General features: G+C 68.0%; 21 protein-coding genes and 2 riboswitches. Of the genes, 18 read left to right on the plus strand and 3 right to left on the minus strand.

What is annotated here, in order from left to right:
* Positions 1 to 12: 12 nt before the first annotated feature.
* On the plus strand, positions 13 to 1,128 hold the full coding sequence (locus NOV65_RS07345; RefSeq protein WP_257305449.1) for an outer membrane protein assembly factor BamB family protein: 1,116 nt from the start codon (positions 13 to 15) through the stop codon (positions 1,126 to 1,128).
* A gap of 274 nt (positions 1,129 to 1,402) precedes the next feature.
* On the opposite strand, the gene NOV65_RS07350 is transcribed toward NOV65_RS07345, so the two are convergent.
* Positions 1,403 to 2,617, minus strand: coding sequence for an amidohydrolase family protein (locus NOV65_RS07350; RefSeq protein ID WP_257305450.1), 1,215 nt, complete (start codon positions 2,615 to 2,617; stop codon positions 1,403 to 1,405).
* Between the two features lie 103 nt (positions 2,618 to 2,720).
* Between NOV65_RS07350 and NOV65_RS07355 the strand changes: the two genes are divergently transcribed.
* From NOV65_RS07355 to NOV65_RS07415, 13 genes are all read left to right on the plus strand, one after another.
* Positions 2,721 to 3,719: a PLP-dependent cysteine synthase family protein gene (locus tag NOV65_RS07355; RefSeq protein WP_257305451.1), complete on the plus strand. Its 999-nt coding sequence runs from the start codon at positions 2,721 to 2,723 to the stop codon at positions 3,717 to 3,719.
* On the plus strand, positions 3,716 to 4,678 hold the full coding sequence (locus NOV65_RS07360; RefSeq protein WP_257305453.1) for an alpha-ketoacid dehydrogenase subunit beta: 963 nt from the start codon (positions 3,716 to 3,718) through the stop codon (positions 4,676 to 4,678). The genes NOV65_RS07355 and NOV65_RS07360 overlap by 4 nt, the downstream gene beginning before the upstream one ends.
* Before the next feature lie 184 nt (positions 4,679 to 4,862).
* Positions 4,863 to 7,061 carry a hypothetical protein gene (locus tag NOV65_RS07365; protein WP_257305454.1) on the plus strand — a complete coding sequence of 733 codons (2,199 nt, stop codon included), beginning with the start codon at positions 4,863 to 4,865 and terminating at the stop codon, positions 7,059 to 7,061.
* Entirely contained in the window at positions 7,058 to 8,755 is a 1,698-nt protein-coding gene (locus NOV65_RS07370; protein ID WP_257305455.1) for a tetratricopeptide repeat protein, read from the plus strand. Before NOV65_RS07365 ends, NOV65_RS07370 begins: the two co-directional genes overlap by 4 nt.
* 22 nt (positions 8,756 to 8,777) lie before the next feature.
* Positions 8,778 to 9,182, plus strand: a complete 405-nt coding sequence (locus NOV65_RS07375) for a response regulator transcription factor (RefSeq protein WP_257305457.1) — start codon at positions 8,778 to 8,780, stop codon at positions 9,180 to 9,182.
* 108 nt (positions 9,183 to 9,290) lie between these two features.
* On the plus strand, positions 9,291 to 10,346 hold the full coding sequence (locus tag NOV65_RS07380) for a HEAT repeat domain-containing protein (protein WP_257305458.1): 1,056 nt from the start codon (positions 9,291 to 9,293) through the stop codon (positions 10,344 to 10,346).
* Complete coding sequence (locus NOV65_RS07385) at positions 10,343 to 11,776, plus strand: glycosyltransferase family 2 protein (RefSeq protein ID WP_257305459.1); 1,434 nt, start codon at positions 10,343 to 10,345, stop codon at positions 11,774 to 11,776. Before NOV65_RS07380 ends, NOV65_RS07385 begins: the two co-directional genes overlap by 4 nt.
* 53 nt (positions 11,777 to 11,829) lie before the next feature.
* Positions 11,830 to 11,933, plus strand: a riboswitch (SAM riboswitch).
* 66 nt (positions 11,934 to 11,999) lie between these two features.
* A complete protein-coding gene (locus NOV65_RS07390; protein ID WP_257305460.1) occupies positions 12,000 to 13,661 on the plus strand; it encodes a bifunctional homocysteine S-methyltransferase/methylenetetrahydrofolate reductase in 1,662 nt (553 codons plus the stop codon).
* A gap of 1 nt (position 13,662) precedes the next feature.
* Positions 13,663 to 17,085, plus strand: coding sequence for a methionine synthase (gene metH / locus NOV65_RS07395; RefSeq protein WP_257305462.1), 3,423 nt, complete (start codon positions 13,663 to 13,665; stop codon positions 17,083 to 17,085).
* 71 nt (positions 17,086 to 17,156) lie between these two features.
* Positions 17,157 to 18,323: a chromate transporter gene (locus tag NOV65_RS07400; RefSeq protein ID WP_257305465.1), complete on the plus strand. Its 1,167-nt coding sequence runs from the start codon at positions 17,157 to 17,159 to the stop codon at positions 18,321 to 18,323.
* Positions 18,324 to 18,448: 125 nt separating this feature from the next.
* A riboswitch (SAM riboswitch) is annotated at positions 18,449 to 18,557 on the plus strand.
* Between the two features lie 124 nt (positions 18,558 to 18,681).
* Positions 18,682 to 19,986, plus strand: coding sequence for an O-acetylhomoserine aminocarboxypropyltransferase/cysteine synthase family protein (locus NOV65_RS07405; protein WP_257305467.1), 1,305 nt, complete (start codon positions 18,682 to 18,684; stop codon positions 19,984 to 19,986).
* Positions 19,987 to 20,000: 14 nt separating this feature from the next.
* A complete protein-coding gene (gene metA, locus NOV65_RS07410; RefSeq protein WP_257305468.1) occupies positions 20,001 to 20,936 on the plus strand; it encodes a homoserine O-acetyltransferase MetA in 936 nt (311 codons plus the stop codon).
* Positions 20,933 to 22,294, plus strand: coding sequence for an aspartate kinase (locus tag NOV65_RS07415; RefSeq protein ID WP_257305469.1), 1,362 nt, complete (start codon positions 20,933 to 20,935; stop codon positions 22,292 to 22,294). Before metA ends, NOV65_RS07415 begins: the two co-directional genes overlap by 4 nt.
* A gap of 17 nt (positions 22,295 to 22,311) precedes the next feature.
* On the opposite strand, the gene NOV65_RS07420 is transcribed toward NOV65_RS07415, so the two are convergent.
* Positions 22,312 to 22,542 (minus strand): hypothetical protein, encoded by a 231-nt coding sequence (locus tag NOV65_RS07420; RefSeq protein WP_257305470.1) that lies wholly within the window; start codon positions 22,540 to 22,542, stop codon positions 22,312 to 22,314.
* A gap of 299 nt (positions 22,543 to 22,841) precedes the next feature.
* Here NOV65_RS07420 and NOV65_RS07425 point away from each other — a divergent pair, with 299 nt between their 5' ends.
* On the plus strand, positions 22,842 to 23,399 hold the full coding sequence (locus NOV65_RS07425) for a hypothetical protein (protein ID WP_257305471.1): 558 nt from the start codon (positions 22,842 to 22,844) through the stop codon (positions 23,397 to 23,399).
* Positions 23,400 to 23,411: 12 nt separating this feature from the next.
* Here the strand turns inward: NOV65_RS07425 and NOV65_RS07430 are convergent, their stop codons facing one another.
* Positions 23,412 to 23,804 carry a YidB family protein gene (locus NOV65_RS07430; RefSeq protein ID WP_257305472.1) on the minus strand — a complete coding sequence of 131 codons (393 nt, stop codon included), beginning with the start codon at positions 23,802 to 23,804 and terminating at the stop codon, positions 23,412 to 23,414.
* 158 nt (positions 23,805 to 23,962) lie between these two features.
* Here NOV65_RS07430 and NOV65_RS07435 point away from each other — a divergent pair, with 158 nt between their 5' ends.
* From NOV65_RS07435 to NOV65_RS07445, 3 genes are all read left to right on the plus strand, one after another.
* Positions 23,963 to 24,217, plus strand: a complete 255-nt coding sequence (locus tag NOV65_RS07435) for a GlsB/YeaQ/YmgE family stress response membrane protein (protein ID WP_257305473.1) — start codon at positions 23,963 to 23,965, stop codon at positions 24,215 to 24,217.
* A complete protein-coding gene (locus NOV65_RS07440; RefSeq protein ID WP_257305474.1) occupies positions 24,217 to 25,161 on the plus strand; it encodes a DUF4126 domain-containing protein in 945 nt (314 codons plus the stop codon). Before NOV65_RS07435 ends, NOV65_RS07440 begins: the two co-directional genes overlap by 1 nt.
* 112 nt (positions 25,162 to 25,273) lie before the next feature.
* Positions 25,274 to 25,669, plus strand: coding sequence for a LysM peptidoglycan-binding domain-containing protein (locus tag NOV65_RS07445; protein WP_257305476.1), 396 nt, complete (start codon positions 25,274 to 25,276; stop codon positions 25,667 to 25,669).
* Positions 25,670 to 25,698: the final 29 nt, after the last annotated feature.

Genomic DNA, 25,698 nt, shown 5'->3' on the forward strand with positions numbered 1-25,698 from the left:
AGGAGGTGCAAAATGCGTTCGAATACACGTCGTGCTTCCGTCGGTTTCATGGGTTCGAAAAGCGCCCTCTGCTTGTCCCTGGCCATGGGGTTAGCCGCATGGCAGGGCAACCTGGTGGCCCAGACACCGGGCAGGGTCGCCCCGGACGAGGGGAATGTCCTCATTGCCGATCAATTCAACAACCGAGTCATCGAAGTCAACCGGTCGCATCAGATCGTGTGGAGTTTCGGTGACGGGTCGAGCACGGCTGGTCCGCATTCGATCGTGGCCCCCAACGATGTCCAGCGGGTCGGCAACATGACCCTCATGTCGGGCACGGGCGCCCCCGCGGGCACTGAGCCCACCTGCCCGGATGGGTGCGGGGACAACCGGGTCATCCTGGTCAATCGCCAGGGCAAGATCGTTTGGCAGTATGGCCAAGCGGGGATCGCAGGTTCCAATTTCAACCAACTCAATGCGCCCGTGTGTTCCGTCTTCTTGCCCACGCACCATGTGCTGATCACCGACCAGGGCAATCAGCGGGTGATCGAGGTAAACGTCCGGCACCAGATTCTCTGGCAGTACGGCATCACCGGGGTGAGCGGGGCCGATGCCAACCAGCTGAATAATCCCAACAGCGCCGAGCTGCTGGAGAACAACCACGTCCTCATCGCAGACGAAAGCAACAACCGCGTCATCGAAGTGACGCGTGATCACCAGGTCGTCTGGTCCTACGGCAATCCCAACGATCCGAGCATCCTGAACGGCCCTGCCTTCGCAAGCCGGTTGCCCAACGGCAACACCCTCATCGCGGATGCCAGCAACAACCGCATCATCGAAGTGAACCCCAGCGGGATCGTTACCTTCGAGTACGACACCAATACGCGATCCGGAAGCGTGGCGCAGCCACTTCCCACACGTGCCGTGCGTCTTGAGAATGGAGACACGTTGATCAGCGATCAGTTCAACCACCAGGTCATCGAGATCAACCCGGCCAAAGAGATCGTATTCAGCCAAGGCAGGGTCGGGGTGTCCGGAGCAGGATCCACAGGGTTGAACGCCCCCTATGATGCCAAGGTGATCGGTGATTACACCGGTCTGACGCCCCCCTTCCTGGGCCCTGATATTCCCACGGGCGTTGGCGAATGATGCGCGGGCCTGGGGTCCCCCCCTATGACCCCGGAAATGGCGATGAAGTCCGAACCGCCTGGAAGATGCATGAGGCATTTCCAGCTATCCGGCTATTGGCGAGCCTCAGCTTAAACGGGCCGCTTTCAGAACGCCCAGGGGGCCATCCTGGTCAGTGGCACCTACGGGTGGCTCCCGCTCGCCGACGGCACCGTGGAGGTGGGCTACTGGAACCCGGATATCACGGGCACGATCTGCAATATCCTTCCGATCCAGTAATCCCGGCCCAGCCCACTCATGACATCCAGCGGGAGCCCCCGATCAGCCGGACCTCTCGCGTCGCCGCCTCGACGACGAGCTCGCGAACGGGAAGGTCCCCCGGCGCAGGCCCATAGCCAGCCAGCAGTTCCTCGAGGCCCAGGCGCTGGCCCTCGAAGGGGGGGAAGAGGCTCCACTGGGCGGCGTAGGCCAGGCCGTGGGGCATGCCATCCGAGCCGAAGATTAGATCGCGGCCCGGCCGGAACCCCACCTGATCGATGAGCATCCGGAAGGGGTTGTTCCGCGCCAGCGTGGCCGGGCCCAGGCGGTCGGCGTAGTCCACGCTGTCGCTGGAGAAGTTCGGCTGCATGGAGAGCACCAGGCCCAGGTCCCGGGCCCGCCGGGCCTGCGTCTCGGTGATGAACTGGACGTGCTCCAGGCGGAGGGAGGGAAAGCGGAGGCCTTGCCGGTCCAGGTCCTCCAGCGCGGCCAGCACCTGTCCGATGGCCCGATCACCGATGGCATGGATGGCGAGCGGCTTGCCACGGGCATGGAGCGTCGCCAGCTCCTGGTGCAGGGCCTCGTCGGTGTACAGCAGCAGGCCCGGCCCGCCGCCCAGGAAGGGCTCATCCAGTGCCGCCGTGCGGGCGCCCAGGGCCCCGTCGGTGAAGACCTTCAGCCCCGCGCACTCGGCCTGGGCCTCCGTAGGCAGCGTGTCGAAGATGGCGGGAACCGTCCTCCAGGGCAGGCGGTCCGCCCACCGGGAGGCCCGCACCACCCACCAGGCCTCCTCTCCCGTGAGGAGCAGGTCCTCCACCGCGCCCACGCCCGCCGCCTCGAGGCCCTGGATCCAGGCCTCCAGCTTGGCGGCCGTGAGGCCCGCCGTCCGGCCGAAGAGGACCAGGAGCCGGTCCAGGTTCCGCTCGCACCAGGCGGGATCTGCGTGCCGCGCCACCAGCTCCGGGTCCGTATCCCGGAGCAGCCGGACGGCCCGGGGGCTGAGGCGCAGGCCGTGGAGACTGAGGTTCACCAGGAGCACCGGTGGCAGCTCGGCGAGGTCGGCTTCGGACAGAGGCAGGCGCCCGCTGTGCCAGCCCCGCACCAGGGAGAGCCGGTCGCCGGGCAGGCTGCGCAGCTGCGCCAGGGCCGAGGCCGGATCGATGCAGGCCGAGAGGTCGGGGCAGCCCTCCAGGGCCGCATAGAGGCTCACATGGGAATGGCGGTCGAAGATGGGCGCAAAGCGGTGCAGCATGGGTCCCCGTCCGCCGTGCGCCGGGGATCCCCGGTGGTGGCTGGCCCCCATTGTCGCCGACCCTGGCGGTGGCGCCGGTCATACTGGCCTCCGGAGGAATCTCATGCTCTACCGGAAGCCCTGCGGCAGCGTCCTGGAGGCCATCGGCAACACGCCGCTGGTCCGGCTCCGCCGCGTCGTGTCGGATCTGCCGGTGGAGGCCTTCGCCAAGCTGGAGTTCCTGAACCCCATGGGCAGCAGCAAGGACCGCATCGCCAGGCACATGATCGAGGCCGCCGAGCGCGACGGCCGGCTGAAGCCCGGCGACACCATCATCGAGAACTCCTCGGGCAATACGGCCATGGGCCTGGCCCTCATGGCCATCCAGAAGGGCTACAAGCTCAAGGTCGTCGTGCGCGACACCATCTCCCAGGAGAAGCTGAACCAGCTGTTGGCCCTGGGCGCCCAGGTGCACAAGGTGGACACGAGCCTGCCGCCGGAGCACCCGGACAGCTACAACAACATCACGCCGCGCCTGGCCCGGGAGCTTCCCAACTGCTTCTTCCCCGACCAGCACGGCAACAAGGAGAACAACGCCGCCCACTACCACGGCACGGGCCCCGAGATCTGGGAGCAGATGGAGGGCCGCATCGACTATCTGGTGGCCGGCGCCGGCACCGGCGGCACCATCGGGGGCGTCGGCCGCTACCTGAAGGAGCAGGATCCGAACATCAAGGTTGTCGCAGTGGATCCCGTGGGTTCCGTCTTCACGCCCCACTTCCACGGCGAGCAGCACCCCAAGGCCGGGCCCTACCGCATCGAGGGCCTGGGCGACGAGTTCCTCATCCCCACCATGGAGTTCGAGCTCATCGACGAGATGTTCCAGGTATCCGACCGCGACGCCTTCCATTCGGCCCGCCGGCTGGTGAAGGAAGAGGGCGTCCTCGGGGGCGGTTCCAGCGGCGCGGCTCTCTGGGCGGTGCTCCAAGTGGCGAAGCACCTGCCGCCCATGGCCCGCCCGGCGCGCATCGTCACCGTGTTCCCCGATGGCGCGGGCCGCTACCTCAGCAGCATCTTCAACGACGCCTGGCTCGCGGAACGGGGCCTGCTGGAGGCGGAATGAGCGCCTTCTCCGGCACCTACCTCGAGGCCATCCGCCGGGCCCTCTTCGACGCCATGGAGGCCGATGGCCGAGTCTGCTGCCTGGGCGAGGACATCGGCACCTACGGTGGCGCCTTCCGCGCGACGGAAGGTCTGCTGGAGCGCTTCGGCGCGGATCGCGTGATCGACACACCCATCTCCGAGCAGGCCATCGTGGGCGCCGCCATCGGCGCGGCCCTGATGGGCCAGCGGCCCGTGGCGGAATTCCAGTTCATGGACTTCGCTCTGCTGGCGTCCGACCTCATGGTGAACTTCGCCGCCAAGGCCCACTGGCGCTGGGGTGCCACCGTGCCCGCCGTGTTCCGCGGCCCCTCTGGTGCTGGCAACGGCGGTGGCCCCTTCCACAGCCAGAATCCAGAAGGTCATTTCCTGGGCAGCCCCGGCCTGAAGGTCGTGGCGCCGGGCACGGTGCGGGACGCCTACGCCCTCCTGCGGGCCGCCATCGACGATCCGGACCCCGTCTTGTTCTTCGAACACAAGCACCTCTACCGCCGTCTCAAGGACCAGTGGGACGAAGCCCCCACGGCCCGGCTCGGCGAGGCCGCCCTCCGCAAGGACGGCACACGGGCCTGCATCCTCACCTATGGCGCCGCACAGCAGGTGGCGCTCGAGGCCGTGGCCGACCAGGACGTGGCGGTACTGGATCTCCGCACGCTCTGGCCGCTGGACGACCAGGCCATCACCGAACTCGTGAAGCGCACCCACCGCGCCCTGGTGCTCACCGAAGCCAGCCTCACCTACGGCCCCGGTGCCGAGTTGGCTGCTCGAGTGGGCGAGACCTGCTTCGGCTGGCTGGACGCTCCCGTCCTGCGCCTGGGTGCCGCGGACACCCCCACGCCCGCCAGCCCGCCCCTGGAGGCGGCCTATCTGCCTGGCACCCAAGCCGTCCGGTCCGCCGTGGAACGGCTCCTGGCCTGGTGAGGCCCCCGGATCGCGCATCGACTTCCAGTTTCATGACCTGGACCCGGAAAAACTCGGTCTAATAGGTCAAATGATTCTGTCATTACCGGCCTTGATGTCTCTCAGCCTCGTTCTTTCCCTGGGTCTTCCGGGAACGGAGGCTATGGCCTTGGGGCAGGCCTCCCGTCCGTCCCGATCCCGGAACATGGCCCAGACTCCGGTTCCCCTGCCCGCCCGGCCGCAGATCCCGGCCCGGGCCCATGACCGCCGGCTGGAAGTGGCCGATGGTCACGGCGGCTGGCGGCCCTTCTATGCCAAAGGCGTGAATCTGGGCGCGGCCCTGCCCGGCCGGTATCCTAGCGAATTCCCCGACCGGGCCACCTACGACGGGTGGCTCCGGGAGATGGCCGAGGCAGGTGTCAACACGATCCGGGTCTACACCCTCCACCCACCCGCCTTCTACGAAGCCCTGCGCGCCTACAACCTCGGCGCCCGGAAGCCGCTCTGGCTCATCCATGGCGTGTGGACCGAGCTGCCCCCGCGCCACGACTTCATGGATCCGGCCTGGCTCATGGCCTGGGACCGGGAGATGCGGGACGTGGCCGAGGCGCTGCACGGTCACGCCCGCATCCCCGTCCGCCCAGGGCACAGTGCCGGGGTGTACTCGGCGGATGTCAGTCCATGGACCCTGGCCATCGTCCTGGGCCGCGAGTGGGAGTCCTCGAGCGTCGTGGCGTTCAACCGTCTGCATCCGGGAACTTCGGACTGGTCCGGTCGCTTCGTCACCCTGCGGGGTGGCCACGCCATGGAACAGTTCCTGGCCCGGAGCATGGATCGCTTCCTGGCCCTGGAGTGGGACCAGTTCCATGCCCAGCGGCCCATCGCCTTCACCAATTGGCCCACGCTGGATCCCCTCTTCCACATCACGGAACCCACGGAGCAGGAGGAGCGGGCCCTGCGCCAGAAGCTGGGCCTGCCGGTCGAGGGGATCAATTCCGAACCCGACGATGAAGATGCCATCAGCCTCGACATGGAGAAGTTCGAGGGAACCCCCGCGCTCCTGGCGGGTCTGTTCGCCAGCTACCACGCCTATCCGTACTACCCCGACTTCATGAACCTCGATCCCGGCTACGCCCAGGCCAGGGATCACCTGGGACCCAGCCACTATGCCGGCTACCTGGCCGACCTGGTGAAGCATCATGCCCACCACCCCGTGCTCATCGCGGAATTCGGGGTTCCCTCCTCCCGCGTGGTCGCGCACTGGCAGGCCCAGGGCATGACCCACGGCGGCCAGAGCGAACGCGAACAGGGCGAGCAGGATGCCCGGCTCCAGCGAGACATCTACGAGGCCGGTTGCGCCGGGGGTGTGCTGTTCTCCTGGATCGACGAGTGGTTCAAGAAGAATTGGCTGACCCTGCCCTTCGAGCTTCCCTCCGACCGGAAGCCCCTCTGGTACAACGCCATGGATGCCGAGGAGAACTACGGGCTCATCGCCTACCGGCCGGGCCCGGGAGGACCGGCCATCCTGATTGACGGCAAGGCCGATGACTGGGCCCGGGTTCCTATCTACCTGGAGGATGGAGGCCTCACCTTGAAAGTGTTGGCGGACGAAGGCTGGCTCCATCTCGGCTTGTTCCTGCCCGGCCCCGTGGACCTGGCGCAACAGGCCTTCCTGGTGGGTATCGACACCGTGGATCCCAGGCGAGGTGATCACCGGCTGCCCTGGACCGCAGACCTTCGCAGCGACGCCGGGCTGGAGTTCGTGGTCCGCTTCCAGGGCGGAGCCCGCACCGGGGTGTTCGTGGATGCGCCCTACGCCATTCCCGATTACCGGCCCCTGCCTCAGCAGCGCTACCGGAGCCTTGCCAACGAAGCGGGCCATTTCGTCATGCCCACGGCCAAGAGCAATCATCCCCGGATGGGCCGCGATGGAACGCGGTTCCCGGGCCACAGCACCGACATCGGCTGGCTCCGCCAGGGCACCCAGGACCGCACCGATCCCGCCTTCGATTCCCGGGCCGAGTGGCAGGTGGGTCGAAGCCCGGATGGGCGGGGGTTCATCGAAGCGCGGATTCCCTGGACACTGCTTCAGGTCACGGATCCCAGCAGCCGGAGAGTCCTCGACGATCCGGCGGAGAAGCCTCCCGGTCCCCTGGAAACGACGATCACTCCCGGGTTCAGATTCGTGTTGGCGACCCTGGCTGCCGACAAACCCCTGGAGGAAGGGCAGGGCACTGTCCACCGGACCCTGCCCGCCCTCAGCCATGGCCGCATTCCCCTGCCACCGCTCTTCACCTGGCCCACCTGGAAACGACCGACCTTCCATCGCTTCCGCAAGCAGTCCTACACGATCTACCAGAAGGCCCTGGCCGACACCCCCGACGAACCGAGGATGCCCCGATGATCCATCCCGCCCCGCCCGCCCTGCAGGAACCCGCTCCGACCCCGGATGCCGCGACCCTTCTGAGGCAGGCCCGGGAGTTGCGCTCGCAGAAGCGGCTGCCCGAAGCCGTGGCGGTGTACACCCGCATGCTGGAGCTCTGGAAGGACCAGCCGGAGGCCCTCCTGGAGCGGGCCAGGACCCTGAGCTGGATGAAGCGGTACGACGAGGCCATCCGCGATCTCAAGCGGCACCGGGAGGTCCATCCGGAGCTTGCGGCAGAATCCGAGCCCGTTCTGGCACGAGTGACCGCCTGGTCGGGACAGTTCAAGGAGGCCGTGCGGATCCTCCAGCCCCACGTCGCCCGGGGGGATCGCCAGGCCACCCTGGATACGGCCACTTACCTGAGCTGGGATGGCCAGCTAAACCGGAGCCTGGCCCTGACCAGTGCCTGGCTGAAGGACCACCCCACGGACCGCGACTTCCTCATCAACCGGGGGCGGGTGCTGGGCTGGCGCGGACGGCATGGCCAGGCCCGCCAGGCCTACCAGGAGGTCCTCCTCCAGGCGCCAGGAGATCGCGAGGCGCTGCTGGGGCTCGCCCAGCTGGACCTCTGGGCCGGTAATCCCGAGGCGGCAGACCGGCGCCTGGCCAGCCTCCGAGCCGAGGACGCCGGCAGTCCGGAGGCGGAACTCATGCGCGCCCAGATCGACCAGCGAATGGGCCGCCTCCGCAAGGCGCGGGCCCGGACCGAACCTCTGCTGGATCATCCGGACGGACGGGAGGAGGCCCAGGCCAGACTGCACGGCCTCTCCGACGCCCAGGGGCCCTGGGTCGAGCTCTCCCAGACCCGCACCGATTCCAACGAGGGCCTGCGGGCCCAGGCCCAGCGGGTGGACGCGGCGCTCCCGTTCTTCGATGGAAGCCTCCGGGCTGGCGGCAGCTTCGATCTGCTCGACCAGAGCGGCCGGGCGGAGCGCAAGCCCCGGGAATGGTCGCTGGGCCTCAGCCATCCCCTGGGCTCGCGGGTCACGGCCTCGGCCCAGGTGGGTCGGGTGGATGATGTGGCCGGGGAGCCGGCGGGCTTCCACAGCTTGGCCCTCGGCTGGCGCGCGGCTCCAGGCCTGAACCTGGTGCTGTCCCACAGCTTCGCGCCGAACCTGGCCACACCCATGGCCGTGGACCTCCGCACCTACACCCGGGCCTGGGGGCTGGGCGGGAACTGGGTCTTCAACCAGACCCTCGACCATGCGGCCCTGTCGCTGGAGCGCGCCTTCATCTCCGCCGGCGCGGCCCGGACGGGCCTCCGGCTGGAGGCCGGCCACCGCTTCCCCTTCGAGGGAGGGGAATGGCGCGCGGGGCTTTCGAGCCGCCTCATCGACCAGGATCGGAGCCTCCGGATCGGCTTCTTCAATCCCGAGCGGTACCGGTACTACGGCGCCACGGCGGGGGCCTCGGTGCGCCAGGAGGAACGCTGGGAGCTCGCCCTCGATGCCTGGGGTGGGAACCAGACGGTGAACCAGGCCTCCAGCCAGTTCACCTGGGGGTACACCCTCGCCGGCACCTGGACTCCGGGTGGGTCGGCCCTGTCGCTGTTCGCCTCCTGGAGCCAGAGCGTGGCGGGTCTGCCCATCGCGGATCCCACGGATCCCTCCAGCTACCGCGATCACACCCTGCGGCTCGGTCTCCGGATTCGTGGGAATCGCTGGATTTGGTAGAAAGGCGTTAGACTTTTTCCTGATGACCCGACGCTGGCCAGCTCAAACGACGGTCCTGGTGGTCGAAGACGACCAGGCGACCGCGAAGATCATCCAGGTTCGCCTGGAGATGGAGGGGCTGCGAGTCCTCGTGGCGGCCAATGGCCTGGAGGCCCTCGAGATCCTGGATCACGAGAAGGTCGATCTGGTCACCACCGACCTCATGATGCCGGCCATGAACGGCTTCCGTCTGGTGCAGGAAGTGCGCGACCTCCCACCCCCCAAGGGACGCGTCCCCATCCTGCTCCTCTCCAGCAACCACAGCGAACAGGACATGGTGCGCTGCCTGGCCGCCGGAGCGGACGACTACATGGCCAAGCCGATCTCGGTCCAGGTGCTGGTGGAACGGTTGTGGCGGCTCTACGAACGCTCCCATCGCGCGGGGTGAGCCATACTCCCCATCCACCTGACTCAAAGCCATCTCCTACCCATCCTCGAGTGGGCGACCCTGCTCCTGGTCGGCCTGGTCGTCGGGTTGGTGCTGGTGGGCGCCACGATGCAGCACCTGAAGGACCGCCGGAACCGGCATCGCATCGCCTGTTACCAGACCTGGGAGGCCCAGCTCACGGACTACCTCTTCAAGAAGGGCTACGAAAAGGGTGGCTTCGGACCCGTCGCCTGGCCTGACCGGTGGCTGTTCCGGGATTTTCTGGCCCGCTATCAGTCCTCGATCGGAGGGCAGGAGTCCGAGCTGCTCCGGGAACTCTACCTGAGCACGGGCATCCATACCTCCCTGCCCCGGCGGCTGCGGGACCGCGATGCCAAGGTGCGCGCCCAGGCGGCCAAGGAGATTGCGGCCTTCCGCCTGGACGAGCCCGCGGAACATGTGCCGCCACCGGTGGCGGAGCGACCTTGGCGCTGGAAGCCGGGCCTCCGGATGGAGGGCTACCTCGACCAGGTGCTGCCCCTGCTCAATGATCCCGTCCCCTTCGTCGCCCACACCGCGGCCCTGGCCCTGACGCAAAGCCGGAATCTGAAGTTCGCCGCTCCGGTACTGGCCTGGGTCATGCGTGAGGAGCTCTACCAGCGCGAACGGCTGCTCCGGGTGCTCGAAGGCTTCGGCCCCACGCTGCTGCCCTGGATGAAGGAGCACCTGGAGTCCCCGGACCAGAACCCCGATCCCTGGATCCTCTTCGCCCTGCTGGTGGGCTCCCACCGGCACCGGGAATCCCAGCCCCGCCTGCTGTGGCTCCTGGACATCCCGAACGTGGATCTGCGGGCCTCGGTCCTCAAGGCGCTCATCATCCTCGCGGACCCCTCCGTCTATCAAAAGGTGCTGGGCTTCGCCTCCAGCCCCGCCTGGGAGATCCGCACCCAGGTCGCCCGGGCCCTGGGCGTGCTGGGCGGCCCCTCCGCCGTCCCCGACCTGCTGCCCCTGATGGCCGATCCCGTGTACGAGGTTCGCCGCAACGCGGCCCAGAGTCTCGTGGACCTTGGCCACTCCGGCGTCTCGGCCCTGACCTGGCTGGCCGAGGACCCCTCCGCCGATCGCTTCGCCCGCGACATCGCCCGGGAGCGGCTCGAATGGGCGGATGAACGGGGGCACCTGTGACCATCCGCGTCTTCCTCACCGCCTTCGCCGAGTGGGGCATCCTCGTCTATTTCCTCGCGATGCAGCTGACCCACCTCTCGCTGATCCTGCGCGCCTTCTTCTCCATCCGAAGCTACCTGGATGCGGTTGGCATCGACCGCCTCGACACCGCCTTCGAGACCAGCCACTACAAGCCCATCACCCTCATCTGCCCGGTCCACAACGAGGAGGCCGGCGCGGTGGCCAGCATCAACAGCCTCATCAGCCTCCGCTACCCCGAGTTCCAGGTGGTGGTGGTGAGCGACGGCAGCACCGATGCCACTCTGCAGCGCCTGGTCTCGGCCTTCAAGCTCCAGCCGAGCCAGCGGGTCGTGCGCAACCTCCTGCCCACCAAGGAGGTGTCCGGCATCTATGAGAGCGCCTACGTGCCCAACCTGGTGGTGGTGGACAAGGCCAACGGAGGCAAGGCCGATGCCCTGAACTGCGGCATCAACCTCGCCCGCTACCCGCTCGTCTGCTGCATGGACGGCGACAGCCTCCTGGAGAACGACGCCCTCCTGCGCATCGCCCGGCCCTTCATGGACCGGCCGGATCTGGTGGCCTCCGGCGGCGTGGTCCGTCCGCTGAACGGGTGCAAGGTCACGCCCATGGGCATCCGTGGCATCTTCCTGCCCGATTCCTGGCTGGCCCGGTTCCAGATCGTTGAATACCTGCGGGCCTTCCTCTTCGCTCGCGTGGGCCTGGCCTCCCTGGACAGCATGTTCATCGTCAGCGGCGCGTTCGGGGTCTTCCGCAAGGATCTGGTGGTGGCTGCCGGCGGCTTCGAGACCGCCACCATCGGCGAGGATTTCGAACTGGTCGTGCGGCTGCACCGCTACCTGCGCGAAGGGAAGCGGCCCCATCACATCACCCTGGTGCCGGATCCGGTGTGCTGGACCGAGGTGCCCGAGGACTTCCGGGGACTGGGGCGGCAGCGGAACCGCTGGCAGCGTGGCCTGCTGGAGACCCTCTGGCGGCACCGCAGCATGTGCTTCAACCCGAAATACGGCCGCATCGGGCTTTTCTCCATGCCCTACTTCGTCTTTTTCGAGGCCCTGGCGCCCATCATCGAGGTCGGTGGCTATCTCATGTTCGCCTGGGCCCTCTGGACCCATTCGATCAATGGCACCTTCGCCATCCTGTTCCTCTACGTGGCCCTGCTCCTGGGCGTGCTGAACTCCGTCGTGGCCGTGGTGCTCCAGGAGATCAGCGGCCACCGCTACCAGGGCCTCAAGGCCTGGGGCCTGCTGCTCTTCGCGGCCGTGGCCGAGAATTTCGGCTATCGCCAGTTGACGGTCTGGTGGCGCTTGAAGGGCACCTTCGACTGGATCCGCGGCAGGAACACCTGGGGCCACATGAAGCGCCAAGGCCTCACCACCCACCCGGCCCCGGAGGAACCGCCTCAGGCTTGACGGATGACGAGTGGTCAGACCATCCTGGTTCCTCGATCTTTGGCAGCCCGATAGCGCTATCCAGAAAGGTGGAGGGAAAGGCCCTGTGAAACCTTGGCAACCTGCGACAGCAAGGTGCCAACTCCTGCCCCCGGCTTGCCCGGGGGGAAGATACCGAACGATTCAGACTGACCCGAGACCCCCTGGATGCCGATAACGGACTGTCGCCACTCCAGGCGCATCCATGACCCCTCCCACTTTCCAGCAGGCCCTCGACGAGGGCGAGTGTTTCCTCTTCGACGGAAGCACCGCCACGGCCCTGCATGATCGCGGCATCACGCTCCAGCGCAGCTTCGAGGAATGCAACCTCAAGGCGCCGGACCTGCTGCTGGCCATCCATGGCGAGTTCCTCGCGGCAGGCGCCCAGGTGCTCACCACCAACACCTGGGGCGCCAACCGCCTGAAGCTGACCGCCCGGGGCCTGGAGGGCCAGTTCGACGCCATCAACCGCGAAGGCGTGGCCCTGGCGAAACAGGCCATCACCCAGCAGGGCGCCAGAGCCTGGGTGGCGGGGTGCATCGGGCCGTTGGGCGTGCGCATCGAGCCCTGGGGCCCGACCTCCTTCGACGAGGCCCGCGCCCTCTTCCGCGAGCAGGCCGAGGCGCTCGTCCAAGCCGGGGCGGACCTGATCGTGCTGGAGGCCTTCGAGGACCTCAACGAGATCCACCAGGCCATCCTCGCCGCGAAGGAGGCCGGCAGCCTGCCCGTCGCGGCCCTGATGACCACCAACGATGACGGCCAGGCCCTGTTCGGCGCGGAGCCCGAGTGGTTCATCAAACAACTCGACACCTGGGGCGCCGATCTGGTGGGTCTCATCGGCGGCAACGGCCCCGCGCCGCAGCTGCGGCTCCTGGAGCGCCTGAAGGCCATCACCGCCAAGCCCATCGTCCTCCAGCCGAATCCCGGCCTGCCCCACCAGGTGGACGGCCGCCTCATCTACGGGGCCAGCCCCGAATACCTGGGCGGCTTCGCCTCCCGCGCCCTGGCCGCGGGCGCCCGGGCCGTCGGTGGATGCAGCGGCACCACCCCGGCCCACATTCGCGCCATGCGGGGGGCCTTCCGCCAGGAACGGGCCTTCGTGCAGGCGGGCGCGGGTTTCGAACTGAAGTCCCACGAGCAGCCCCAGCCTGAAGTGCCCTTCGCCTACCGCAGCCGCTTCAGCCTCAAGCTGGCCCAGGGCGAGTTCGTCCACACCGTCGAACTGGTGCCGCCCAAGGGCATGGAATACGACAAGCTCGTGGCCAAGACCCGCCAGTGCCGGGCCCTGGGCGTGGATGCCATCAACGTGCCCGATGGCCCCCGCGCCATGGCCCGCATGTCTGCGCTGGCCACGGCGCTCATCATCGAGCAGCAGGTGGGGCTCGAGACCATCCTCCACTACGCCTGCCGGGACCGGAACCTGCTGGGCATGCAGAGCGACCTGCTGGGCGCCGCGGGCCTGGGCCTGCGCAACATCCTCGCCGTCACCGGCGACCCGCCCAAGCTGGGGCCCTATCCCCAGGCGACGGCGGTCTTCGACGTGGATGCCATCGGCCTCGTGAACATGCTCAAGCGCCTGAACACGGGCCTCGACCTCGGCGGCGCCAGCATCGGCAAGCCCACCTCCTTCAGCGTGGGCGTGGGTGCCAATCCCGTGGCCCCGGACCTGGAGCGGGAGAAGACCCGCTTCCGCTACAAGATGGAGGCCGGCGCCCAGTGGGCCATCACGCAGCCCGTCTTCGACGCCGAGAGCCTCTTCCGCTTCCTCGACTTCACCGAGTCCCTGGACGGCAAGGGCGGCCTGCCCATCATCGCCGGCATCTGGCCCCTCAAGAGCCTGCGCAACATCGACTACCTCGGGCTCTGACATGACCACCCTCGACTCGCTCCTCCACGACAAGGTCCTGCTGCTGGATGGCGGCATGGGGACGCAGATCTTCGCCCGCACGCCCACCATGGAGGACTACGGCGGAGCGGCGCTGGAGGGCTGCGTGGACCTGCTCACGGAGCGGCGGCCCCAGTGGATCCGGGAGATCCACGAAAGCTATTTCAACGCCGGTGCCGATGCGGTGGAAACCAACACCTTCGGGGCGAACCCGCTGGTGCTGGGCGATTTTGGGCTTGCCCAAAAGGCCTACGAGCTGAACGTGCAGGCGGCCTCCCTCGCGAAGGAGGTGGCCCGCAGCTTCGATCGGTCCCGCTTCGTCATCGGCTCCGTCGGCCCCGGCACCAAGCTCATCACGCTGGGCCACGTGGGCTACGTCGACCTGCTGGCCTCGTACCGCGTGCAGATGGACGGCCTGCTGGACGGCGGGGTGGATGCCATCCTCATCGAGACCTGCCAGGACCTGGGCCAGATCAAGGTGGCCGTGCGGGCCGCCCGCGAGGCCATGGCCGCGAAGCAACGGAAGGTGCCCATCTGGGTGCAGGCCACCGTGGAGACCACGGGCACTCTGCTGGTGGGCTCGGACATCTCGGCCGTGCTCACCAGCGTGGAGCCCCTGGGCATCGACGTGCTGGGCCTCAACTGCGCCACGGGCCCCGACGAGATGCACATGCACCTCCAGACCCTGGCGGAGGCCAGCCCCTTCCGCATCAGCTGCCTGCCCAACGCGGGCCTGCCGGTGAACGTGGGCGGCCAGGTGGTCTACCCACTGGATCCGGCAGGCTTCGCCCCCAAGGTTCTTCACGCGGCCTCGGAGTTCGGCCTCGCCATCGTGGGCGGCTGCTGCGGCACCACGCCAGACCACATCCGGGCCCTGGCGCCCGGCGTGGCGAAGCTGAACGTGCCCAAGCGCACGCCGAAGCTCGAGCGCAGCGCCGCCAGCCTCTACCAGAGCGTCACGCTCCGGCAGGAACCCGCGCCCCTCATCGTGGGTGAGCGGACGAACGCGAACGGCTCGAAGAAGTTCCGCGACCTGCTGGCCGCCGAGGACTGGGACGGCATGATCACCCTGGCCAAGGAACAGCAGAAGGAGGGCGCCCATCTGCTGGACCTTTGCGTGGCCTACGTGGGCCGCGACGAGGTGCGCGACGCCGACGAGCTGCTGGGCCGGCTGGTCTCCCAGATCACCCTGCCTTTGATGATCGACAGCACCGAGTTCCCGGTCATCGAGCGGGCTCTGCAGCGATCCCCGGGCAAGTGCGTGGTGAACTCCATCAACTTCGAAGATGGCGAGGCCAAGGCCCGGAAGATCCTGGAGCTGTGCAAGACCTACGGCGCGGCCGTGGTGGCCCTCACCATCGACGAACGCGGCATGGCCAAGACCCGCGAGCAGAAACTCGAGGTGGCCCGGCGCCTCCACGCCCTGGTCGTGGGAGAGTATGGCCTCGACCCCGGCGATCTGATCATCGATCCGCTGACCTTCACCCTCGGCAGCGGCGACGAGGAATTCCGGGGCTCCGCCGTGGAGACCCTGGAGGCCCTGAAGCTCATCAAGGCCGAACTGCCGGGCGTCATGACCATCCTCGGCGTGAGCAACGTGAGCTTCGGCCTGAACCCCGCGTCCCGCCACGTGGTCAATGCCCTCATGCTCTACCACGGCGTGAAGCACGGGCTGGACATGGCCATCTTCAACGCCTCGAAGGTGCTCCCCGTCGCGAAGATCGATCCCGAGGACCGCCGCATGGTCGAGGATCTGATCTTCGACCGGCGCTCGGAGGGCTACGACCCGCTCAAGGCCGTCCTGGCGCGGTTCAGCGACCGAAAGGCCACCCTGGTGGACGCCCACCGGGCCGACCTGCCCGTGCTGGAGCGCCTGCACCGCGGCATCCTGGATGGCGAGAAGCAGGCCATCCTCGCGGACGTGGACGAGGCCCTGAAGGACCACGACCCCCTGACGCTCATCAATGAGGTGCTGCTGGGCGCCATGAAGGTGGTGGGCGAACGCTTCGGCGCCGGCGAGATGCAGCTGCCCTTCGTGCTCGAGAGCGCCGAGGCCATGAAGGCGGCCATCAGGCGCATCGAGCCCCACCTGCCCCGGGAATCCAACTACCAGAAAGGCCGCATCCTCCTGGCCACCGTGAAGGGCGATGTCCACGACATCGGCAAGAACCTGGTGGACATCATCCTCAGCAACAACGGCTTCGAGGTGAAGAACCTGGGCATCAAGCAGCCCATCGAAGCCATCCTCAAGGAGCTGGAGGCCTGGCCCGCGGACGCCATCGGCCTCTCGGGCCTGCTGGTTAAATCCACCGTCATCATGAAGGAGAACCTGCACTTCATGGCGGAGCAGGGGCTGAAGGTGCCCGTCATCCTGGGCGGCGCCGCCCTCACTCGCGACTACGTGGAGGGCGACTGCCGCCGCTCGTACACGGGCGCCGTGTTCTATGCGGAGGACGCCTTCGAGGGGCTGCGGCACATGCAGGCCTTGGTTGCGGGAGAGACCAGTGTCCCGCCGCCTGCGACCGCCGCCTCCGCGGCTGGCGATATCAAAATCCTGAAGAGAGGCAGCGCTTCGGTGTCGCTCACGGAAACGGGACAGAGCAGCTGGGTGCGCCATGACGTGCCTCCGCCGGAACCACCCTTCTGGGGCGTACAGGAGCTGATGGACGCGCCAGGAGACCTCTTCGAGCACCTGGACGAGTTCGCCCTGGTGCGCAACCGCTGGGGCTTCAGCCAGGGCAGCCAGGACGATGCCGCCTTCGCCACCGTGCTGCGGGACAAGGCGGAACCCCAGCTGGCGCGCTGGAAGGAACGCCTCGCGACCGATCCCGTCTTCCAGCCGAAGGCCCGCTATGGCTACTTCCCCGTGCGGGCCGAAGGCGATGCGCTGCGCGTTCTGGATCCCGCCGACCATTCCAGGACGCTTGCGGTGCTGGGCTTCCCGCGCCAGGGCGCGGGAAGGAGGCTCTGCATCGCCGACTTCTTCCGGGCGGACGCCACCGACGTGCTGGCCCTCCAGCTCGTCACGCTGGGCCAGGCCGCCGCGGACCATGCGGCCAGGCTCTACCGGGAGGACGGCTACGCGGACTACTTCGCCTTCCACGGCCTCGCCACGGAACTGACCGAAGCCTATGCCGAACGGCTCCACGCCCGCATTCGCCGCGAGCTGGGCATCCACCGCAAGGATCTGCCCGGCCGCGCCCTCTTCGCCCAGGGCTACCAGGGCTCCCGCTATTCATACGGCTACCCCGCCTGCCCCGATCTGGAGGGCAACGGCCCCATCCTCGACCTGCTGCGCGGCGCCGAGATCGGCGTCCACCTCAGCGACAGCCATCAGATGGACCCCGAATACAGCACCAGCGCCCTGGTGGCCTGGCATCCTCAGGCGCGGTACTTCTCGGCCTGAGTGCCTGATGGCCTTGAGGGTGGCTTCTGCCGCGCCAGAGCCTATATTGAGAACCCTTCTCAGGAGTCTCCTTGGCCGAGCCGAGCCAGCCGCCGACGGGGACCCGCCCGGCGCCCAGCTTGGGCGGCCTGCTCCGCTACTTCCTGCGCCTGGGAGCCCTGGGCTTCGGCGGCCCCATCGCCCTGGCGGGGGCCATGCACCGGGACCTGGTGGAGACAAAGGGTTGGATCTCGGAAGCGGACTACCGGGAAGGACTGACCCTGGCCCAGCTCAGCCCCGGCCCTCTGGCGGCCCAGCTCGCCATCTATCTGGGCTATGTGAGCGGAGGTGTCGTGGGCGCCACCCTGGTGGGCCTGATCTTCATCCTCCCCTCCTTCCTCATGGTGCTGAGTCTGGCGGCCCTCTATCTGGCTTTCGGCGGACTTTGGTGGATGCAAGCCGCCTTCTATGGCGTGGGAGCGGCGGTCATCGGCCTCATCACCCGCAGTGCCGTGAAGCTGGCGAAATCCACCCTGCGGCGGGACCCCCTGGCCTGGGGCATCTTCCTCGTGCTGGCCCTCACCACGGCCTGGACCGGCAGGGAATGGGTCTCCCTCATCCTCCTGGGGGGCCTTCTGTCCTGGCTGATCAAGGGCCGGCCCTTGCGGGCAGGCGCCGTCGCGGGCGGACTCTGGCCCGCCTGGCTGCTGACCGGAGCCCAGGGCGCCGCGGGCGGGGCCGCGCTGCTAGGCATCCTGGCCTTCTTCGCCAAGGCGGGACTCTTCGTGTTCGGCAGCGGCCTGGCCATCGTCCCCTTCCTGCACCATGGCGTGGTGATCGAGAACCACTGGCTGACGGAGCGCCAGTTTCTCGATGCCGTGGCCGTGGCCATGATCACGCCAGGTCCGGTGGTCATCACCGTGGCCTTCATCGGCTACCTGGTGGCCGGCCCCCTGGGCGCCTGCGCCGCGGCCGCGGGCGTGTTCCTGCCCGTCTACCTCGTGGTGATCCTGGCGGCGCCCTTCTTTCGGCGCTACGGGCAGCAGCCGGACCTGAAGGCCATCGTCCAGGGCGTGACGGCGGGCGCCACCGGAGCCATCGCGGGTTCGGTGGTCGTGCTCGGCCGCGGGGCCATCCGCGACTTCTCCACGGCGGCCCTGGCCCTTGCCACCCTGTTGCTGGTCTGGAAGACCAAGGTCCCCGAGCCCCTGCTCGTGGTGGGAGCGGGCCTGGTGGGCCTGCTGTTGTTCAAGGGATAGGGGCCCGCCTCGATCTCCCCCGATTCCCTTCACGACAGGGGTTGCATTCACCTGTCCATGGCGCTACTGTTCTTCACCGGCCCTTCGGGGCCGTTCTGTTACGAGATCCTTGTCAGTTCCATAGCGAGTTATCCAGAAAGGTGGAGGGACGGGCCCTGTGAAACCTTGGCAACCTGCGAAAGCAAGGTGCCAATTCCTGCCGCGATTGAGCAATCAAGCGCGGAGAGATGTCGAGCTGTGTCGAGCTGACGCAATCATCGAAGGGGGCCCGAGAAATCGGGCCCCCTTTTGCTTTTCCTGGACTTGCTTGGACAGACGAGGCCTCGGCCTTTTCAACTTTGCTTTTTCAGGAGACGCCATGAGCGCCACCCCCACGCCCCGCTTCGAGACCCTCGCCCTCCACGGGGGCCACAGCCCGGATTCGGACACCAAGAGCCGGGCCGTGCCCATCTACCAGACCACGAGCTACGTGTTCGACAGCACGGAGCATGGCGCCGCCCTCTTCAACCTGGAGGTGCCAGGAAACATCTACACCCGGATCATGAACCCCACCACAGCCGTGCTGGAGCAGCGCGTGGCCCAGCTGGAGGGTGGCATCAGCGCCCTGGCCACAGCCTCGGGCCAGGCCGCCATCACGCTCACGCTCACCACCCTGCTCCGCGGCGGCGACCACGTGGTGGCCGGGAACAACCTCTACGGCGGCACCTACAACCTGCTAAGCCACACCCTGCCCCGCGCCGGCATCATCACCACCTTCGTGGATTCGACGCAACCCGAGGCCTTCCGCGCCGCCCTCCGGCCCGAGACCCGCGCCATCTACATCGAGGCCGTGGGCAATCCCAAGCTGGACGTGCCCGAGTTCGAGGCCATCGCCGCCATCGCCCATGCGACGGGCATCCCCCTCATCGTGGACAACACCCTGCCCAGCCCCTACCTGCTGAACCCCTTCAAGCTGGGCGCGGACATCGTGGTGCACAGCGCCACCAAGTACCTGGGCGGCCACGGCACCTCGGTAGCGGGCCTCATCGTGGACGGCGGCACCTTCGACTGGAAGAGCGGCAAGTTCCCGGAGTTCACCGAGCCCTTCGCCGCCTACCACGGCGCCATCCTGGCCGACCTGGCGGGCCCCGCCGCCTTCATCACCAAGGCCCGCATCGAGGGCCTGCGCGATACCGGCGCCGCCCTGAGCCCCTTCAACGCCTTCCTCATCCTCCAGGGCATTGAGACCCTGCACCTCCGGCTGGAACGCCACGGCGCGAACGCCCTGGCCCTGGCCCAGTGGCTTTCGAAGCACCCCAAGGTGGCCTGGGTGAACTACCCCGGCCTGCCCACCAGCCCGAACCACGCCGCCGCGGCCCGCTACTTCCGCAAGGGCGCGGGCTTCGGCGGCATCCTCACCTTCGGCCTCAAGCCCTCAGCATCGGGGGGTGGGCTGAAGGCCGGCGGGGCCGTCATCGACGCCGTGCAGCTCTTCTCGCGCCTGGCCAACCTGGGCGACGCCAAGAGCCTCATCATCCACCCCGCCACCACCACCCATGCGCAGCTCTCCGCGGAGGAGCGCGCAGCCACCGGGGTCACTGACGACCTGGTCCGCCTATCCGTGGGCCTCGAGCACATCGACGACCTCATCGAGGACCTGGACCAGGCCCTGGCGAAGGCCTAGAGGGAGTCCCGCCCATGCCCGTCAAGGTTCCTGAATCCCTGCCCGCCCGCGGCGTCCTGGAGGCGGAGAACGTGTTCCTGATGGAGGAGCGCCGCGCCCTCCAGCAGGACATCCGCCCCCTCCGCATCGCCATCCTCAACCTGATGCCCACCAAGATCGCCACGGAGACCCAGCTCCTGCGCCTGCTGGGCAACTCCCCCCTGCAGGTGGAGGTGACGCTGCTCCACATGGCCTCCCACGAAGCGAAGAACACCCCGGCGGAGCACCTGCTGGAGCACTATGTGTCCTTCGCGGAGGTGCGCGGGCAGACCTTCGACGGACTCATCGTCACCGGCGCCCCCGTGGAGACGTTGCCCTTCGAATCGGTGGACTATTGGCCGGAACTCGCCGAGCTGCTGGACTGGGCGCGGACGAACGTCTTCTCCTGCCTCTTCATCTGCTGGGGCGCCCAGGCAGCCCTCCACCGCTACTATGGAATTCCCAAACATCCCCTGGCGGAGAAGCTATTCGGGGTGTTCCCGCATCGGCTGAAGGTGCGCAACGAGCGGATCGTGCAGGGCTTCGACGATGTGTTCTTCGCGCCCCACTCGCGCCACACGGAGACCCGCCGAGAGGACCTCCTGGCCGAACCCCGGCTGGAACTGCTCGCGGAATCCGACGAAGCGGGGGTCTATCTGGTCCAGTCCGCGGACCGGCGGCAAGTTTTCGTCACGGGACACTCGGAGTACGACCCCGGCACCCTCCAGGGCGAGTACGCCCGGGACCTGGGCAAGGGCCTGCCCATCGGCCTCCCCCGGAACTACTTCCCGGAGGACGACCCCACCCGCGAGCCCCTGGTGCGCTGGCGGAGCCACGCCAACCTCCTCTTCTCGAACTGGCTGAACTACGCCGTCTATCAGGAGGTCCCCTTCCAGGCGGACGCCCTGCCGGCGGAAGGGGGGCGGAAATGAGCCTGAAGGTCCTCAAGTTCGGCGGCAGCTCCGTGGGCAGCGCCGAGGCGCTCCGACGCGCTGCCGCCATCGTCCACACGGAACTGCCGGCAGGCGGCCTGGTGGTAGTGTCGGCCCTGCGCGGCTCCACGGACCGCATCCTCGACGCCTGCGTCGCCGCGGCCGGCGGCTACCTGGCCGAAGCCCAGGCGCATCTCACGGCGCTCCGGGATCGGCACCGGGAGGTGGCCACGGATCTCGGGCTCCTGCCGGCCGTCGCGGCGGAGTGGGAGCCCCTCTTCGCGCGGCTGGACCAGCTGCTCACGGGCATGGGCATGCTCGGCGAAGCCACACCGCGAGGCCGGGATGCCGCCCTGGCCGTGGGCGAGACGCTCTCGGCTCACCTGGTGGCGGCCTGCTTCGGCGGAACCTTCCGCGAAGTCCGGGAGGTGATGCGGACGGATGCCCGCTTCGGCAAGGCCCGACCGCAACTGGCCGACCTGCGCGCCGCGGCGGCCCCCTGGCGAGAGGGCCTGGCGACCGGCACCCTGTGGATCACCCAGGGCTTCCTGGGCGCCACGGCCGAGGGCCTCACAACCACCCTGGGCCGCGGAGGCTCCGACACCAGCGCCACCCTCCTGGGCGAGGCCCTGGATGCAGAGGAGGTGCAGATCTGGACCGATGTGGACGGCGTGCTGACGGCGGACCCGAGCCTGGTGCCCGAGGCCCGGCCCATCCCCCAGATGAGCTTGGGCGAGGCCGAGGCCCTCAGCGCCTTCGGCGCCAAGGTGCTCCACGCGGATTCCCTGGCCCCCGGCGGCCGGGCGGGCTTCCGGCTCGTGGTGGGCAATACCCTGAGACCAGGGGCCTCCCGCACGGAGATCCTGCCCGTGTCCCCGCTGCGGGAACCGGGAGCCGTCACCTCGGTCGCCTACAAGGAGGGGATCAGCCTCCTGCGCTTCCCGGCTTCGGAGGGTCTGGAGCCGCCATTGGAGGCCGCCCGGCAACTGGAGGAGGCCGGAGCCCTGCGCTTCGGCCTGGTCTCGAGCCCCGCCGGCACCCTGTTGGCCGTGCGGCCAGACACGCCGGCCGCGGCCAGGGTGCTGAAGGCCCTGGCCGCTTCGGGCCCCGAGCTGGAAGCCGGCTGGGCGGTGGTGGCCCTGGTGGGCGAGGGTCTGCGGGCCGATCCCCTGGCGGCCCTGCGGCACCTGGCGGCCCTCGGGCAGGAACCCGTGGGTGGCCTCCTCACGGGCAGCAGCACGGTCTCCATCGCCTTCCTGGTGCCCGAGTCGCGGCTGGGGGACCTCATCCCGCGCCTGCACGACCGGTGTGTGGGGCAGCCTTCCACTCACGCAGCGCCCTGCCAGAAGGCCGGATGATCAAAGAATAAATGGACTTAGACCTGGCGGAGCAGCCAGGCGGCAAGCCGTGTGTGGAAATCCTCGGGATGTTCGAGATCCGTGGGGCGCAGGCGGGCAGGATGGGCCGGATCCCCCAGCAGCAGGGGGGTAGAGTCCACCAAGTTGGGCAGGCGATGGCCGTCTGGCAGGGACCAGAGCCCCCCCCGTCCCTCGTCCTCCCGGAATTGCGACGCATGGCGCCGGTCGCCCTGTGTCTCGCAGGCCATCGTTTTCCCCTGTGGAATCTAAAACATAGGTCTGCCCAGGCCCCTGCGCCACCAGCCCCCCCCTGAAGGAGGGACTTCGTGATCTCCGACATGGCCGTCTCTTGTTACCGGGGACTCCAACACGCCTTGGTGGATCCGGGCCTGCCGGGCTCATGGCCATGAAGGTCAGGCAATATATCAGTTATGACAGGCCTCACTCCGTCCTGTATTTTCCAGTGACGAACCTCTGACCAAGCTCTGTCGATGGACGTACATTTCCCGTACGCGGATGCTTCCCCCGCGGGAATAGGCGGAGTGCCATGAAATCACTCACCGAATGCGCCACTAACTCCCTGGAATGGCGGAGGGGGGACTCCAGCCCCCTCAGCTTTGAACTGCGCAACGACGATGGGACCTTCGCCACCCTCGTCTTCCTGGACAAGGAGTGCATCCTGGCCCGCGTCGAGACGGCCGAAGGAACCTGGACCCTCAAGCACCTGGGCGTCCTGAACCCCGTCGTGACCCTGCGTGAAGAGGGCGGAAAGGTGAATCTGGCCACCTTCCACCCCCACGCCTTCCGGCATGGAAAGCTGGAATTCCAGGATGGCGCGGTCTTCGACTGGACCTGGCATCACGGAATGGGGCCTGGCGGGACCTTCACGGATCAGGAAGGCACACCCCTGGTTCGCATCCATGCGCGCACGGGGAGGGATCTCACTTCCCCCCCCGGGCTCGAGCAAGGTGACGTGGAATTGAACTCGGCCCACTCCGCCCGCTTCCGGCATGCGCTGCTCGCCGCCTTCGGCTGGTATCTGGTCATCTTCGATCACCTGAAGGTGCGCGACGAAGTGGCCGCGGAGACTGGGCTGAGGATGTAGGCTCCAGCTTCGTCAGCCCAGGAACTTCTTCAGCAGGTCCATGCCGATGCCGCCTTCGGGCAGGCTGCCCTGGGGGCTCAGCTTGTCCACCACCTGGGGCAGAATGCCCGCTAAGCCCGTAGCGGCCTCATCGTGGGAGACGCCCAGCTGGCCGGCCAGTTGCTGCAGCTGGTCCGAGCCCAGGGCCGCTTGGATGTGCTCAGCACTGATGGGCTGATTCGCGCCCGTGCCGATCCAGGAGGCCACCTGGTCGCCCAATCCCTTTTCCTGAAACTGGCCCAGCAGACCCTGAAGACCGCCGGGGTGGTTCTGGATGAGGCCCATGACCGCGCTCATGAGCGGATTGCCGCCCTGTGTCTGGCCGCCCTGTCCGAGCAGACCGCCTACCATGTCCAGCAAACCCATGACATCCTCCTCAGGAAGTGGAGCCCCAGGGTCAACCCGGAACGTCGCCGCGGCAAGGATCATCGCAAAGTATTTCGGAACCGCCTGGAATCCGTTGACCCTACTTCCAGACCGGGCGTAGGGTGGACCACCATCTCTCAATCCATCAGGGGGTTCCCATGCTCCACCTCATCTGGACCTGCATCATCGGCCTCATCGCCGGCGCCGTGGCGAAGCTCCTCATGCCCGGCAAGGATCCTGGCGGGTGGATCATCACCATGGTCCTCGGCATCGCCGGCTCCTTCCTGGGCACCTGGATCGGCCGTGCCATGGGCTTCTACAAGGAGGGGGCCAGCGCCGGCTTCATCGTGTCCGTGGTGGGCGCGGTGATCCTGTTGGGCATCTACCACCTCTACAAGCGGTTCACAGCCTGATGGGACCGCTGCAGACTCTGGCGGCCATCCTCGGCCTCTCCACCGTCTCCGGCATCAACCTCTACCTCACGGTGCTCCTGGTGGGCGCGGGGCAGCGCTTTGGTTGGATCCACGGCCTGCCCTCGGACCTGGCCATTCTGAGCCACCCAGTGGTGCTGGGCGCCGCGGCCCTGCTGTTCCTCCTGGAGTTCGCCGCGGACAAGGTGCCCTTCATCACGCCCATCTGGGACGGCCTGCACACCTTCATCCGGCCCGTGGGCGGTGCCCTGTTGGCCCTGGGGGCCGCAGGCGAGCTGCATCCCGTGGCCAAGGTGCTGGCCCTGCTGGCGGGCGGCACCATCGCCCTGGGCACCCACGGCAGCAAAATGGGGGTGCGGCTCCTGGCCCACACGGCGCCGGAACCCGCCAGCCACAGCGTCCTCAGCGTAGCGGAAGATGTTGGCGTGGCCGCCCTGCTGGCCCTGGCCTACAGCCACCCGGCCATCGCCCTCCCCGTGCTCGGAGCGGTGCTGGTGGCCACGGCCCTCCTCCTGCCGCTGCTGCTGCGGGCCCTGGCCTTCGTGCTCACGGGTTTCCGCGGCGCCCTGCGCTCCCTGGTGGGCCGGGGGGATCGCGACGAGATCCCCCTGTGGGCAGAGCTGATGGCCCTGGAGTTCGCCCCTGCGCGCCCCGCGGAAGTACTGCCCTGCTTCGCCCGCCGGGTGAAGGGACTGCCGCGGTTCCACGGGGCCTTCCTCGTCCAGGCGGGCGGGAGTTGGCACCTAGTCTACCGGCGCTGGTTCCGCACCCGCAGCCTCAGCTTCGACGCGGCACCGGGCCCCGTCCGCACTTTCCCCGGCCTCCTGTGGGACACCGCCGTGTTCCTCCTGGACGGCAGGCCCCAGATCCTGCTGACGGGACGGGACTGGCGCCATGCTCTTCCCACCGTTCCGGCCACCCCCTGAGCCATCCCCGCTCCGGAAATGATCCCGATCTTCACAAGTCGGGTGGACCGGGGGCGATCTTGCGGGACTACACTTGGCCTCCCACCCCAACCCTTCCCCAAGGAGCCCCACCATGGATCGCTTCGAGCTTCTGAAGTCCGCCTATTCGCCGGCCCTGAGCATCGTGAACGGCCCCGGGTTCCAGGTCCACAACCTCCACCTGCAGGACGACAAGCTGTTCCTGAAGGCGAGCGCAGGCACCGAGCAGCTGAAGAACGCGGTCTGGGACGCCCTGAAATCCGTGAACCCCAACGTGGATGACGTGACCTGCGACATCGACGTGAACGCGGCTCTGGCGCCCAAGGAAGCCGCCTACGAAGTCCACCCCGGGGATTCGCTCTCCAAGATCGCCAAGCGCTTCTACGGCGACGCGAGCGCCTACATGCGCATCTTCGAGGCGAACCAAGACCAGCTCAGCGATCCCAATCAGATCCAGGTGGGCCAGACGCTCCGCGTTCCGCTCGACTGAGGTCCCACGGGCCCCGGCTGATCTCCTCT

The sequence above is a fragment of the Geothrix campi genome, assembly GCF_024609265.1.
Lineage (GTDB): Bacteria > Acidobacteriota > Holophagae > Holophagales > Holophagaceae > Geothrix > Geothrix campi.

Coding starts and splice junctions, on each gene's coding strand:
- NOV65_RS07440 (WP_257305474.1), top strand. CDS start 24,217: ATGGGACCGCTGCAGACTCTGGCGGCCATCCTCGGCCTCTCCACCGTC.
- NOV65_RS07355 (WP_257305451.1), top strand. CDS start 2,721: ATGCTCTACCGGAAGCCCTGCGGCAGCGTCCTGGAGGCCATCGGCAAC.
- NOV65_RS07380 (WP_257305458.1), top strand. CDS start 9,291: ATGCAGCACCTGAAGGACCGCCGGAACCGGCATCGCATCGCCTGTTAC.
- NOV65_RS07345 (WP_257305449.1), top strand. CDS start 13: ATGCGTTCGAATACACGTCGTGCTTCCGTCGGTTTCATGGGTTCGAAA.
- NOV65_RS07415 (WP_257305469.1), top strand. CDS start 20,933: ATGAGCCTGAAGGTCCTCAAGTTCGGCGGCAGCTCCGTGGGCAGCGCC.
- NOV65_RS07350 (WP_257305450.1), bottom strand. CDS start 2,617: ATGCTGCACCGCTTTGCGCCCATCTTCGACCGCCATTCCCATGTGAGC.
- NOV65_RS07370 (WP_257305455.1), top strand. CDS start 7,058: ATGATCCATCCCGCCCCGCCCGCCCTGCAGGAACCCGCTCCGACCCCG.
- NOV65_RS07445 (WP_257305476.1), top strand. CDS start 25,274: ATGGATCGCTTCGAGCTTCTGAAGTCCGCCTATTCGCCGGCCCTGAGC.
- NOV65_RS07360 (WP_257305453.1), top strand. CDS start 3,716: ATGAGCGCCTTCTCCGGCACCTACCTCGAGGCCATCCGCCGGGCCCTC.
- metH (WP_257305462.1), top strand. CDS start 13,663: ATGACCACCCTCGACTCGCTCCTCCACGACAAGGTCCTGCTGCTGGAT.
- NOV65_RS07425 (WP_257305471.1), top strand. CDS start 22,842: ATGAAATCACTCACCGAATGCGCCACTAACTCCCTGGAATGGCGGAGG.
- NOV65_RS07375 (WP_257305457.1), top strand. CDS start 8,778: ATGACCCGACGCTGGCCAGCTCAAACGACGGTCCTGGTGGTCGAAGAC.
- NOV65_RS07390 (WP_257305460.1), top strand. CDS start 12,000: ATGACCCCTCCCACTTTCCAGCAGGCCCTCGACGAGGGCGAGTGTTTC.
- NOV65_RS07365 (WP_257305454.1), top strand. CDS start 4,863: ATGGCCCAGACTCCGGTTCCCCTGCCCGCCCGGCCGCAGATCCCGGCC.
- metA (WP_257305468.1), top strand. CDS start 20,001: ATGCCCGTCAAGGTTCCTGAATCCCTGCCCGCCCGCGGCGTCCTGGAG.
- NOV65_RS07420 (WP_257305470.1), bottom strand. CDS start 22,542: ATGGCCTGCGAGACACAGGGCGACCGGCGCCATGCGTCGCAATTCCGG.
- NOV65_RS07405 (WP_257305467.1), top strand. CDS start 18,682: ATGAGCGCCACCCCCACGCCCCGCTTCGAGACCCTCGCCCTCCACGGG.
- NOV65_RS07435 (WP_257305473.1), top strand. CDS start 23,963: ATGCTCCACCTCATCTGGACCTGCATCATCGGCCTCATCGCCGGCGCC.
- NOV65_RS07430 (WP_257305472.1), bottom strand. CDS start 23,804: ATGGGTTTGCTGGACATGGTAGGCGGTCTGCTCGGACAGGGCGGCCAG.